Source organism: Streptomyces radicis, from assembly GCF_003626575.1.
GTDB classification, from domain to species: Bacteria; Actinomycetota; Actinomycetes; order Streptomycetales; family Streptomycetaceae; genus Streptomyces; species Streptomyces radicis.
In genome coordinates this window covers 54,406-67,125 of record NZ_RBDY01000036.1, presented here as the reverse complement: position 1 = coordinate 67,125, position 12,720 = coordinate 54,406, and the positions used below count along the sequence as shown (strand labels likewise).

Sequence of the window (12,720 nt, the reverse complement as noted above, 5' to 3'; positions counted from 1 at the left end):
TCCGGGCCGTCGACGGCTTTGCGGATCTCGCGTCCGGCGGGACGAACCCGGAGGGCCACGAAGCGGGAGTGCATGCGTTTGAACCCGCTGCGGCCGGTGCCCCGGCGGGATCCCTCGCGCCACTGCACCGGCCGTGCCTTCTTCCGTCCAGCCTCGATGACCAGCTGCTTCACGCCCTGAGGCGGGTCGGGGTAGGCCGCCACGGGGCGCCTGCCACGACCGCTGTAGGGCGGGGTCTGCGGCCGGGCGTCGGCCCGGTGGGCGGTAGCCGTCGTGGAGACACCCACGACGTAGACCCTTCCCCGCTGTTCCAGGCCGAGACGGAAGGCGGCGGCGTCTCCGTATCCGGCGTCCGCGACGACAAGCGGGACCTCGATACCCCATGACCGCGTCTCGTCCACCATGTCCAGGGCCAGCTGCCACTTCTCGACATGACCGACGTCCGGCGGGACGCCGCACCGCTCGCGGCGGGCCACCTTGCCCGGGTCGGCCTCCGGCGCGGCTGGGTCCCATGTCCTGGGCAGGAACAGCCGCCAGTTGACCGCAGCCGACGCGCGGTCGCTGGCCAGGTGCAGCGAGACGCCCGCCTGGCAGTTGGTGACCTTGCCGGCGGTGCCGGTGTACTGCCGCGACACGCACACCGACGCATCCCCGTCCTTGAGGAACCCGGTGTCATCGATGATCAACGCGGTCGGCTGGATGACCGGCTGCATCTTCCAGGCCAGCCGGGCCCTCACGTGTGCCGGATCCCAGGGGCTGGAGGTGACGAAGTGGGCCAGTGCCTGCCGGTTACCGTCCTCACCCAGCCGTGCGGCCATCGGCTCCACCGACTTCCGCTGCCCATCCAGCAGCAGACCCCGCAGATAGACACCGCCCCACCGACGCTGATCCGCCCGCGCGAACGGCTCGAACACATCCTCCGCGAAGTCCTCCAGACGGCACCGGGCTTCAGCCAGCTCCTCAGGCGTCACACCCGACCAACGACACAGTCACTCAACCGGACACGCCACCACCGAGTGAACCTGACCAAGCACTACTAGTGCTCAACGGCCGAACGAGATGTTGCCGTTGATCGTGTCCGCCTGCACGGCGTTGGTCACCTGGGCCTGACCCGAGATCACATTCTCCGTGCGGCTCTGCGACACCGTCAGCACCGCCCGGTGCTCATCGGCCCAGCGGCGCAGGTCGTCGGCGAACGCCGCGTCCCGCGCGGCATGGGCGCGAAGGCGCGCCCTCAGCTCCCGCACGGCCGCGTCGTCCGCCGGATCCACCGGCTCGGGCTCCGCGCGCCCGGTCACGCGCCGGGCCAGCGCCATCAGGGACTCCCACGCGGCACCCCCGGCGGCGGTGGCGGCGCCCCCGGCCGCCGCGGTCACCAGGGCAAGAGCGGCTGCGACATCCATGCCTCCACGGTAGCGGCAACTCCCCGTCTCAGGGGCGTTGTTCGGACAATCGCCGCCACAGCGGGTCGATCTGGGCGGCCAGGTCGTCCACCGTGCCGTCATTGCGCAGGACGTGGTCCGCGACCGCGAGGCGCTCCTCGCGCGTGGCCTGGGCCGCCATGCGGGCGCGGGCGTCCTCCTCCGTCATGCCGCGCAGGCGCGTGAGGCGGTCGAGGCGCGTCTCGGTGGACGCGTCCACCACGACCACCACGTCGTAACGCCCCGCCAGCCCGTTCTCGGCGAGCAGCGGCACGTCGTGGACGACCACCGCGTCGTGCGGGGCCGCCGCGGTCAGCTCGGCGGAGCGGCGGGCGACCAGGGGGTGCACGATGGCGTTGAGCTTCGCGCGGCGCCCCGGGTCGCCGAAGACAATGCGGCCGAGCCGCTCGCGGTCGAGGCGCCCCTCCGCCGTGAGGATCTCGGGCCCGAACTCCGCCGCCACCGCGGCGAGGCCCTCGGTGCCAGGCTCGACCACCTCGCGGGCGATCCGGTCGGAGTCCACGACCACGGCCCCGCGCTCGGCCAGCAGCCGCACGGCCTCACTCTTGCCCGCGCCGATGCCGCCGGTCAGTCCCACAGTCACCATGGGCCGCAGGCTACCGGTCGCCGTCGCCGTCCTCGTGCTCGGCCAGGAACCGCTCGAACACCTCGCCCAGCTCGTCCGCCGACGGCAGCTCGGTCGGCTCGGCCACGAGGTTGCCGCGGGTGGCCGCCCCCGCGATCGCGTCGTACTGCTGCTCGAGGCCGCGCACCACGGCCACCAGCTCGGAGTCGCCCTCGGCCAGCTCGCGTTCGATCTCGTTCTGCGTCCTCATGGCGCGGCTGCGCAGCGCGTGCGCGGCCTCGGGGAGGACGAGCCCGGTGGCACCTGTGATGGCCTCCAGGACCACGAGCGCGGCGTCGGGGTAACGCGAGCGCGCGATGTAGTGCGGGACATGGGCGGCGATGCCGAACACGTCGAATCCCGCCTCGATCATCCGCAGCTCCACCAGCGCCGCCGCGCTGCCCGGCACCTGCGCCTCGTCGAACAGGCCGCGGTGGCCGCGCACCAGATCGGCTCGGTTCCCGTGGGGGGTCAGCCCCACGGGGCGGGTGTGCGGCACGCCCATCGGGATGCCGTGCGACGTGACGCCAAGGCGCACCCGCAGCCGCCGCGCGATCTCGCAGACCGCCTCGGAGAACGCCTCCCACTCCACGTCGGGCTCGGGCCCCGACAGGACGAGGAACGGCTGGTGCGTGGCGTCGCGGACCAGGCGCACGCTCAGCTCGGGCGCCTCGTAGTGCGTCCATCGGTCGCGGCGGAAGGTCATGCCAGGGCGCCTGGCCCGGTAGTCCACCAGCCGGTCGTGGTCGAAACGCGCCACAGTCGTGGAGGAACGGGCGTCCAGCAGCTGCTCCACCAGCTGGCCACCGGTCTCACCGGCGTCGATGAAGCCCTCGAAGTGGTAGATGAGCACCGGACCCCCGGCGATGCCAGGCCCCATGATCGCGTCGACCTCGGCCAGCCCCTCGGGATCCCATGCGTACAACTCCTGCGGATCGCGCACCGTCACCGCACCCCTTCCGCTGTTTCGCGTATGCACAGGCCAACGCACCGTACCGGATGGGCATTCCCCCTGAGCGCGGTCACTCCGGGCGGACAACCGACCGGGGCCCGCCCCCCGAAGGGAGCGGACCCCGGTCGTCATATCGTCCACCGCGCGATCGCGGTGGGCCTTCGGCTCAGCTCTGGCCGCCGGCCAGCTTCTCCCTCAGCGCGGCGAGCGCCTCGTCGGAGGCCAGCGCACCCGAGTCGTCCGACTGGGGCGAGGAGTACGAACCGCCGCCGGAACCACCCGACGGAGCGGCGCCACCGCCACCGCCCGACGCCTCGGCCTCGGCCTGCGCGTCCGCCTCGCGGGACTTGATGACCTGCGCCTGGTGCTGCTCGAAGCGCTGCTGCGCCTCCGCGTACTGGCGCTCCCACTCCTCGCGCTGCTTCTCGTACCCGGGCAGCCAGTCGTTCGCCTCGGGGTCGAAGCCCTCGGGGTAGATGTAGTTGCCCTGGTCGTCGTAGGACGCGGCCATGCCGTACAGGGTCGGGTCGAACTCGACCGACATGGGGTCAGGGCCGAAGTTCTCGTTCGCCTGCTTCAGCGAGAGGCTGATCCGGCGACGCTCCAGGTCGATGTCGATGACCTTGACGAAGATCTCGTCGTTGACCTGGACGACCTGCTCCGGGATCTCCACGTGGCGCTCGGCCAGCTCGGAGATGTGGACCAGGCCCTCGATGCCCTCGTCCACCCGGACGAACGCGCCGAACGGCACCAGCTTGGTGACCTTGCCGGGGACGACCTGGCCGATCTGGTGCGTCCTGGCGAACTGCTGCCACGGGTCTTCCTGGGTCGCCTTGAGCGACAGGGAGACGCGCTCGCGGTCCATGTCCACGTCGAGGACCTCGACCGTGACCTCCTGGCCGACCTCGACGACCTCGGAGGGGTGGTCGATGTGCTTCCAGGACAGCTCGGAGACGTGCACGAGGCCGTCCACGCCGCCCAGGTCCACGAACGCGCCGAAGTTGACGATGGAGGAGACGACGCCGGAGCGCACCTGGCCCTTCTGGAGGGTGGTGAGGAAGGTCTGGCGGACCTCGCTCTGGGTCTGCTCCAGCCAGGCGCGGCGGGACAGGACGACGTTGTTGCGGTTCTTGTCGAGCTCGATGATCTTGGCCTCGAGCTCCTTGCCGACATACGGCTGGAGGTCGCGGACCCGGCGCATCTCGACCAGCGAGGCGGGCAGGAAGCCGCGCAGGCCGATGTCGAGGATCAGACCGCCCTTGACGACCTCGATCACCGTGCCGGTGACGATGCCGTCCTCGTCCTTGATCTTCTCGATGGTGCCCCAGGCGCGCTCGTACTGGGCGCGCTTCTTGGAGAGGATCAGGCGGCCTTCCTTGTCCTCCTTCTGGAGGACGAGGGCCTCGATCTCGTCGCCGACGGCGACGACCTCGTTGGGGTCGACGTCGTGCTTGATCGACAGCTCGCGCGAGGGGATGACGCCCTCGGTCTTGTAACCGATGTCGAGCAGGACCTCGTCCCGGTCGACCTTCACGATGACGCCGTCGACGATGTCGCCGTCGTTGAAGTACTTGATCGTCTCGTCGATCGCGGCGAGGAAGGCTTCCTCGGAACCGATGTCGTTGACCGCAACCTGCGGGGTGGTCACGGTGGTCTCGGTGCTGCTCGTCATGTGGTAAAGGGCTCCGGTACGGACATGTTCGTAGGCACTGCTACGCCGAGAGCCCGTATCGCACTGCCGAAGCCGGAGGGCCTGAGAAGCGCTCTCCGACTAGTCCGTGACCGGAAGCGCCTCGACAACCGAGGGGACATACAACAGATGCGAGCGCGGCCTGCTCTGTCTGAAGCGCGCAGGCCCGCAGCGCGTCTTATAGCATACGGCGGCATCCCAGCAGGGTCAATGCGCGGTTCGCCCCACCAGGGGCCCTATCGGGCCAAATCTGGCACTTCTGTCGGGTGTCCGTTCGGCGAGCGCTGTGTGATCCCTCGCGTACATCCCGCCGTGAACGCGCCCGCGGCCGGGCGGATGGCCGCCCGGCCGCAGGTGGGGGTGGTGCTCGCCTCCCGACCGCCGTCTCAGACGGCGCGGCGGGTGAGTGTCGCGCTCGGCGTGGGCTCGGGGGTCTCCGTGGCCTCGGGCTCCTCGGGGGCCGCCTCAGGATCCTCGGGGTCCTCGGGCTCCTCCTCGCCGGAGCAGTCGTCCCCGTCCTCGCCCTCGTCGTCACCCGGGTCGGTCGGGTCCGTGGGGTCGTCCGTGGGGTCGTCCGTCGGATCCGTGGGCGAAGGCGAAGGGGTGGGCTCGCCGGTCTCCTCGCCCGGGGCCTCCGGGCTCTCGGGGTCCTCGGGGCTCTCCGGGTCCTCGGGGCACTCGGGATCCTGCGGCTCCTCGGGCTCTTCCGGCTCCTCGGGCTCTTCGGGCTCCTCCGGCTCCTCCGGCTCCTCGGGGTTCTGCGGCTCCTCCGGCTCCTCGGGGTTCTGCGGCTCCTCCGGCTCCTCGGGGTTCTGCGGCTCCTCGGGCTCCTCGGGCTCCTCCGGGTCGTCGTCCGGCGGGACGGGGGTGACCGAACCCTCCTCGTCGACCGGCGGCTTCGGGGAGGGGGAGGGGGAAGGCAGGTCGTCGTCCGGGCGCTCGTCCCGGCCGCCGTCGCCGCTGCCCGCCGGGTCGCCGCTGCCCGCGCCGGGGCTGTCGGGCAGCGAGCCGCGGCCGTCGGGCACCTCGTGGGCCTCGTCGCGGTAGAAGTCGAGCCAGGCCCGCACCGTCCGCACGTAGTCCCACGAGTGGTTGTAGCTCAACAACGCCCGGTCGAGGTCGTCCGAGCGGGAGAGGTCACGGTCGGAGTGGCACAGGTAGTTCCCGGCGGCGAGGGTGGCGTCGTAGACGTTGTTGGGGTTCGCGTCGCCGTCGCCGTTCCCGTCGGCGCCCCAACGGGCCCACGTGGACGGGATGAACTGCATCGGGCCGACCGCGCGGTCGTAGACCACGTCGCTGTCCCAGCGGCCGTTGTCCGTGTCGTGGATCCGCGCGAAGCCGTTCCCGTCGAGGACGGGGCCGAGGATCGGCGTCGTGGTGGTGCCGTCGGCGTCGACGGCGCCGCCGCGGGCGTGGCCCGACTCGACCTTGCCGATCGCGGCCAGCACGCGCCAGTCGAGGTTGCACCCTGGGGTGGTGTCGGCGAGCGTCGCCTCGGCCCTGCGGTAGGCGTCGAGCACGGTGGCGGGAATGCCCGCCTCCGAGGGGCCGAGTGACGGGTCGTCGTCACCGCCGCCGCCCTGGCCAGGACCCACCGTGTCCAGGGGCGGGAGGTCCGTGTGGTAGGGCAGCTCCGGAGGCAGCTCGGGTCCCGCGATGTCCGGCTCCTCCGCGGACGGCCGCCGCTCGGGCGGCTCGCTCGCGCCCGCGCTGTCGCCGCCCAGCAGGTCGGGCGCCTGCGACGCGGTCAGCGCCGCCATCGCGGCGGCGGCCACCGCCGAACCGGAAATGCCCTTGCGGATCCTGACGCTACGCAACCCCACGCGCGTTCCCCTCCATCTGCGGTCCGGCGTCTCCATCGACCGGAACGACAGTACGACACCGGTGCGTTCGGGGGCCAGGACATGCCGGTGTCGCCAGTGTGGCGGTTGGGCGAAGAGCGATGCCCTCCGGGCAGGTACCCCCACCCCGGACTCCGTCCGGGAGGTACCTCCCACCGTACGAGCTGCGATCCTCCCCGGAAGGGGCCTGCCCGCGGGGGCACCTCCCGGCCCTGGAGGGGGACGCCCGTCGGGGGCCCCCGCCCCCGGAAGGGCCTGCCCTCGCAGGGCACACCCAGCCCCCGAGAAACCCGCCCATCGGCGGGCCCCCGGCACCAGAGGGTCCAGCCCGTGGAGGCACCCCCACGCCCTCCGAGAAACCCGCCCGTGGGGGCACCCCCAGCCCTGGAGGGGGACGCCCGTGGAGGCACCCCCAGACCCCGGAGGCACACGCCCGTCGGGCGGCTTCCCGGCCCCGGAGGGTCCTGCCCGCGGGGGCACCACCCGCCCCGGAGGGGGCCTGCCCTCGCAGGGCACACCACCCGCCCCGGAGGGGCGCGCTCGTGGGGGTACCGCCCACCGAGGGTTCGGGGGAGCAGCGCATCCCACGGCGCGGGGTGGTCCCCGAAGCCCGCCCGGGCAGGGCCTAGTGTGCGGCGGACTCCCAGGTGGAGCCCGAGCCGATCGAGACGTCCAGGGGGGCGCGCAGGGTGACCGCGCCGGTCATCTCGCGGCGCACGACCTCCTCCACGCGCTCCCGCTCCCCCGGGGCGACCTCGAGCACGATCTCGTCGTGCACCTGGAGGAGGAGCCGGGTGGCCAGCCCCTCGCGGGTCAGGGCGTCGTCCACACGAAGCATGGCGATCTTCACGATGTCGGCCGCGGTGCCCTGGATCGGGGCGTTGAGCGCCATGCGCTCGGCCATCTCGCGGCGCTGCCTGTTGGTGCTCGTCAGGTCGGGCAGATAGCGGCGGCGACCCAGCAGGGTCTCGGTGTAGCCGATGGCGGCGGCCTCCTTGACCACGCGCTGGAGATAGTCGCGCACCCCGCCGAACCGCTCGAAGTAGGTGTCCATCAGCTTGCGGGACTCGTCTGCGGGGATGGTCAGCTGCTGGGAGAGGCCGAACGCGGAGAGCCCGTACGCCAGGCCGTAGCTCATGGCCTTGATCTTGCGCCGCATCTCGGCGTCCACCTGGTCCTTGCCGACCGAGAACACCTGGGAGGCCACCGTGGTGTGCAGGTCCTCGCCCGAGGTGAACGCCTCGATCAGGCCCTTGTCCTCGGAGAGATGCGCCATCACGCGCAGCTCGATCTGGCTGTAGTCCGCCGTCAGCAGGGACTCGAAGCCCTCGCCGACGACGAAGCCGCGGCGGATGGCGCGGCCCTCGTCGATGCGGACCGGGATGTTCTGGAGGTTCGGGTCGGTGGACGACAGGCGGCCCGTGGCGGCCACGGTCTGCTGGAACGTCGTGTGGATCCGCCCGTCGGGGGCGATGGTCTTGATCAGCCCCTCGACGGTGGTGCGCAGCCTCGCCTGCTCGCGGTGGCGCAGCATGATGACCGGCAGCTCGTGCTCGGTCTGCGCGGCCAGCCAGGTCAACGCGTCGGCGTCGGTGGTGTAGCCCGTCTTGGTGCGCTTGGTCTTCGGCAGGCCGAGCTCGCCGAAGAGCACCTCCTGGAGCTGCTTGGGCGAGCCGAGGTTGAACTCGTGGCCCACGGAGGCGTGCGCCTCGGCGACGGCCTGCTGGACCGCCGCGGCGAACTGCTGCTCGAGGCGCTCGAGCCACGCCAGGTCGGCCGCGATCCCCGAGCGCTCCATGCGGGCGAGCAGCGCGGAGGTCGGCAGCTCGAGGTCGTCGAGCAGCGCGGTGGCGCCCACGTCGGCGAGCCGCTCGCGGAACAGCTCGCCCAGGTCCACCACGGTCCTGGCCTGCCGCATCAGGGCGTCGGCCTGCGCGGCGTCGTCCGCGCCGAAGGCCAGCTGGCCGCTGGCGTCGGCGGGCGCGTCGAGCTCGCGGCCGAGGAACTCCACGCTCAGCGCGTCGAGCGCGAACGAGCGGCGGCCCGGCTGGACGAGATACGCGGCCAGCGCGGTGCACATCGTGACGCCCGCGACCGACCAGCCGTGCTCGGCGAACACCCGCTGCACGCCCTTGGCGTTGTGCAGGACCTTGGGGCGCTCCGGGTCGGCGGCCCAGCGGGCGAACGCCGCCTCGTCCTCGGCGTCGAGCGCCGCCGGGTCGAACCACGCCGCGGGCCCGTCCGCGGTGGCCAGGGCGACGGCGTGCACGCTGCCCGCGCCCAGCTTCCAGTCGTCCTCGACGGCCATCCCGAGCGGCCCGCGCGCCGCCTCGAGCCAGGCGCCCAACTCCCCCGCGCCCAGCACGACTCCGGCCACCTCGGGCCCGGCGAGCAGCGCGACGGCCTCCTCCTGCTGGGCGCCCGGGTCGACGGCGAAGAGCCGCTCGCGCAGGCTTGCGTTCCGGAATTCGAGGGTGTCGAGCAGCACCGTGACCGCGTCCACGTCGTACGGCGTCCTGATCAGGTCCGCCGGGTCGCAGCCGAGGTCCACGTCGCGGGCCAGCTCGGTCAGCTCGCGATTCAGCGTGACGGAGGCGAGATGGGCCCGGAGATTCTCCCCGGCCTTGCCCTTCACCTCGTCGGCGCGGTCCACCAGCTCGGCGAGCGACCCGAACTGCTTGATCCACTTGGCCGCCGTCTTCTCGCCGACGCCGGGGATGCCGGGGAGGTTGTCCGACGGGTCGCCGCGCAGCGCCGCGAAGTCGGGGTATCTCGTGGGCGTCAGGCCGTACTTCTCCTCGACCTTCTCCGGGGTGAAGCGCGTCAGCTCCGAGACGCCCTTGGTCGGGTAGAGCACCGTGACCTGGTCGCTCACCAGCTGGAACGCGTCCCGGTCGCCCGTGACGACGGAGACCTGGAAGCCCTCGTCGGCCGCGCGCGTGGCGAGCGTGGCGATGACGTCGTCCGCCTCGAAGCCGTCGACCGCGAACCGCCGCACCCGCATCGCGTCGAGCAGCTCGCCGATCAGCTCGACCTGCCCCTTGAAGTCCTCGGGGGTCGCCGAACGCGTCGCCTTGTACTCCGCGTACCGCTCGGAGCGCCATGTCACGCGCGAGACGTCGAACGCGACCGCGAGGTGCGTGGGCGCCTCGTCACGAAGGGTGTTCGCCAGCATCGACGTGAATCCGTAGATCGCGTTCGTCGGCTGGCCGACCGTCGTCGTGAAGTTCTCCGCGGGCAACGCGAAAAATGCCCGGTACGCCAACGAATGTCCGTCCAGCAGGAGGAGGCGGGGCGCGGTGGTCGTCTGCGATGCGTTCTCAGCCACGTTCCCGATCCTGCCACGGACCACTGACAGAGCCCGCCGTCCGTGCGACGATCGGCCCATGTCTGCCAAGCCGCCCGCCTCCGATCCTGTCCAGGACGCCCCCTCGGTCTCGGAGCCGCTGAACACGGCCGCCGGACCTGCCGCGATCGGGCACGCCATGAAGAACGCCCAGCGGCAGATGGGCGTCAGGCGGACCGCGCTCACCCTCCTGCGCGTCAACCAGCACGGGGGCTTCGACTGTCCCGGCTGCGCGTGGCCCGAGCCCGGCAAGCCGCACGCCGCCGAGTTCTGCGAGAACGGCGCCAAGGCCGTCGCCGAGGAGGCGACGCTGCGCCGCGTCACGCCCGCGTTCTTCGCCGAGCACCCGGTGGACGACCTCGCGCGCCGCTCCGGGTACTGGCTGGGGCAGCAGGGGCGCCTGACCCACCCGATGTACCTTCCCGAGGGCGGGGACAGGTACGAGCCGATCGGCTGGGACGCGGCGTTCGACCTGATCGCCGACGAGCTGCGCGGGCTGCCCCACCCCGACCAGGCCGTCTTCTACACCTCGGGCCGCACGAGCAACGAGGCGGCGTTCCTCTACCAGCTGTTCGCCCGCGAGTTCGGCACCAACAACCTGCCCGACTGCTCCAACCTGTGCCACGAGTCATCGGGCGCCGCGCTCACCGAGACGCTGGGCGTCGGCAAGGGCAGCGTGCTGCTCGACGACCTGTACCAGGCCGACCTGATCATCGTCGCCGGGCAGAACCCCGGCACCAACCACCCGCGGATGCTGACCGCGCTGGAGAAGGCGAAGGCCTCGGGGGCGAGGATCATCACGGTCAACCCCCTGCCCGAGGCCGGGCTCGAACGCTTCAGGAACCCCCAGACCCCGCGCGGCCTCGCCGGCGGCGGCACCCCGTTGACCGACCTCTTCCTCCAGATCAGGCTGGGCGGCGACCAGGCGCTCTTCCGGCTGCTCAACAAGCTGATCATCAACCGCGGCGGCGCCATCGACGCGCCGTTCATCCGCCGCCACACGCACGGCTTCGACGCGTTCTCCGCGGTCGCGCGCGCGACCGACTCCGAGGAGGCCAGGCGCGCGACGGGCCTGTCGCGCACCGACATCGAGCGCGCCCTGGCCATGGTGCTCGCCTCGCGGCGCGTCATCGTCTGCTGGGCGATGGGCCTGACCCAGCACAAGCACGCCGTCGACACCATCAAGGAGGTCGTCAACTTCCTCCTGCTGCGCGGGAACATCGGCCGTCCAGGGGCCGGGGTCTGCCCCGTGCGGGGGCACAGCAACGTCCAGGGCGACCGGACGATGGGCATCACCGAGAAGCCCGCCGGGGCGTTCCTCGACGCGCTGGGCGCGGAGTTCGGCATCGATCCGCCGCGCGAGCCGGGGTTCGACGTCGTGGAGGCCATCCGCGCGCTGCGCGACGGCGACGCCAAGGTCTTCTTCGCGATGGGCGGCAACTTCGTCGCGGCCAGCCCCGACACGGCCGTCACCGAGGACGCGATGCGCAAGGCGCGGCTGACCGTGCACGTCTCCACCAAGCTGAACCGCTCGCACTGCGTCACGGGCGCGAGGGCGCTGATCCTGCCAGCGCTGGGCCGCACCGAGCGCGATGTGCAGGCCGCGGGGCCGCAGTTCGTGACGGTCGAGGACTCGATGGGCATCGTGCACGCCTCGCGCGGGCGGCTGAAGCCCGCGGGGCCGCAGCTGCTGTCCGAGCCCGCGATCGTGTGCCGCCTGGCCCGCAGGGTGCTCGGCGAGAAGAGCGCCACGCCGTGGGAGGAGTTCGAGCGCGACTACCGCGCCGTACGGGCCCGCATCGCCCGGGTGATCCCCGGCTTCGCCGACTTCGAGGAACGCGTCTCCCACCCTGGCGGCTTCGCGCTGCCCCACGCGCCGCGCGACGAGCGGACGTTCCCGACCGCGACGGGCAAGGCGATGTTCACCGCCGCCCAGGTGACCAGCCCCGAGGTGCCCGAGGGGCGCCTGCTGCTCCAGACGCTGCGCTCGCACGACCAGTACAACACCACGATCTACGGCCTCGACGACCGCTACCGCGGCATCACGGGCGGCCGCCGCGTCGTCCTGGTCAACCCCGCCGACGCCGACGCACTCGGCCTGGCCGACGGCGCGTACGTCGACATCACCAGCGAGTGGACCGACGGCTCGGAGCGCACCGCGCCCGGCTTCCGCGTCGTGCGCTACCCCACCGCGCGCGGCTGCGCGGCGGCGTACTACCCCGAGACGAACGTGCTGGTCCCGCTCGACGCGACCGCCGACGTGAGCAACACCCCCGCGAGCAAGTCGATCGTCGTCCGGCTCACCCCGGCGCCCGAGCGGTGAGGCGGCCCTGATACAACGCTGTCCATGGGTGACCGCATCACGACGCACTTCCCGCCGCACGTCGTCGATCAGTGGGCCGGGCTCGGCCTCGACGTGGCCGCGCTCTTCTCCGCCGGGTCGCTCGGCGAGCGGATGGGCGTCTCCGTGCTCGAGGCATCGCCGGAGAAGGTGATCGGCACCCTGCCGGTCGAGGGCAACACACAGCCGTACGGGCTGCTGCACGGCGGCGCTTCGGCGGTGCTCGCCGAGACGCTGGGCTCGGTGGGCGCGATGCTGCACGCCGGGCCGAACAAGGTCGCCATGGGCGTGGACCTCAACTGCACGCACCACCGCGCCGTCCGCTCGGGTCTGGTGACGGGCGTGGCCACGCCCGCGCACACCGGGCGCACCTCGGCGACGTACGACATCACCATCACGGACGAGGCGGGCAAGCGCGTCTGCACCGCCCGCCTGACCTGCGCCCTGCGCCCCGCCGTCAGCCCGCGGGCGGCCGACCCCGGCGACGCGGCGCCCGCGTCCTGA

At 72.3% G+C, this 12,720-nt stretch carries 9 protein-coding genes; 2 read left to right on the top strand and 7 right to left on the bottom strand.

All coding sequences use genetic code 11. From position 1 onward, the window contains the following. The 7 genes from D7318_RS28685 to polA form a co-directional block, all read right to left on the bottom strand. A partial coding sequence (locus D7318_RS28685) for an IS701 family transposase (RefSeq protein ID WP_120700149.1) occupies window positions 1–971 on the bottom strand: 971 nt, incomplete at its 3' end. Window positions 972–1,043: 72 nt separating this feature from the next. Beyond that, window positions 1,044–1,403, bottom strand: coding sequence for a hypothetical protein (locus tag D7318_RS28680; protein ID WP_147437850.1), 360 nt, complete (start codon window positions 1,401–1,403; stop codon window positions 1,044–1,046). A gap of 28 nt (window positions 1,404–1,431) precedes the next feature. Beyond that, window positions 1,432–2,028, bottom strand: a complete 597-nt coding sequence (gene coaE / locus D7318_RS28675; RefSeq protein WP_120700147.1) for a dephospho-CoA kinase — start codon at window positions 2,026–2,028, stop codon at window positions 1,432–1,434. A 10-nt stretch (window positions 2,029–2,038) separates the two neighbouring features. Continuing rightward, window positions 2,039–2,989: a proteasome assembly chaperone family protein gene (locus tag D7318_RS28670; RefSeq protein WP_120700157.1), complete on the bottom strand. Its 951-nt coding sequence runs from the start codon at window positions 2,987–2,989 to the stop codon at window positions 2,039–2,041. 175 nt (window positions 2,990–3,164) lie between these two features. After that, entirely contained in the window at window positions 3,165–4,670 is a 1,506-nt protein-coding gene (gene rpsA / locus D7318_RS28665; protein WP_120700146.1) for a 30S ribosomal protein S1, read from the bottom strand. 404 nt (window positions 4,671–5,074) lie between these two features. Next, the gene (locus D7318_RS28660; RefSeq protein WP_408055548.1) at window positions 5,075–6,511 is read right to left on the bottom strand and encodes a lytic transglycosylase domain-containing protein; all 1,437 of its coding nucleotides are present in this window, start codon (window positions 6,509–6,511) and stop codon (window positions 5,075–5,077) included. A gap of 643 nt (window positions 6,512–7,154) precedes the next feature. Then, window positions 7,155–9,857 (bottom strand): DNA polymerase I, encoded by a 2,703-nt coding sequence (gene polA / locus D7318_RS28655; RefSeq protein ID WP_408055547.1) that lies wholly within the window; start codon window positions 9,855–9,857, stop codon window positions 7,155–7,157. 58 nt (window positions 9,858–9,915) lie between these two features. On the opposite strand from polA, the gene D7318_RS28650 reads away from it, so the two are divergent. After that, entirely contained in the window at window positions 9,916–12,198 is a 2,283-nt protein-coding gene (locus D7318_RS28650) for an FdhF/YdeP family oxidoreductase (protein ID WP_120700144.1), read from the top strand. A gap of 24 nt (window positions 12,199–12,222) precedes the next feature. Further along, entirely contained in the window at window positions 12,223–12,720 is a 498-nt protein-coding gene (locus D7318_RS28645; RefSeq protein WP_120700143.1) for a PaaI family thioesterase, read from the top strand.